Annotated in this window: 1 rRNA gene; it reads right to left on the minus strand. The window is 45.1% G+C overall.

What is annotated here, in order from left to right:
* A 23S ribosomal RNA gene (locus tag C9J87_RS19470) occupies positions 1-565 on the minus strand; the annotation flags it as partial.

Here is a 565-nt window from a genome sequence, read left to right on the forward strand (position 1 = left end):
CGCTGACCCATTATACAAAAGGTACGCAGTCACAAGATTTCTCTTGCTCCCACTGCTTGTACGTACACGGTTTCAGGTTCTATTTCACTCCCCTCACTGGGGTTCTTTTCGCCTTTCCTTCACAGTACTGGTTCACTATCGGTCAATCAGGAGTATTTAGCCTTGGAGGATGGTCCCCCCATCTTCAAACAGGATTTCTCGTGTCCCGCCCTACTTGTCGTTAGCTTAGTACCATAATAATGTTTTCGGATACGGGATTATCACCCTCTACGATTGAGCTTCCCAGCTCATTCTCCTAACAAAACCATTATCACTAACAGGCTCTTCCGCTTTCGCTCGCCGCTACTTACAGAATCTCGGTTGATTTCTTTTCCTCGGGGTACTTAGATGTTTCAGTTCTCCCGGTTTGCCTTATTAAGCTATGTATTCACTTAATAATAGTAGATTCTTCATCTACTGGGTTTCCCCATTCGGATATCTTGGATTAAACGCTTCTTATCAACTCATCCAAGCTTTTCGCAGATTAGCACGTCCTTCTTCGCCTCTGATTGCCAAGGCATCCACC

Source organism: Nocardioides allogilvus (genome assembly GCF_003047285.1).
Classification (GTDB): Bacteria; Actinomycetota; Actinomycetes; order Propionibacteriales; family Nocardioidaceae; genus Nocardioides; species Nocardioides allogilvus.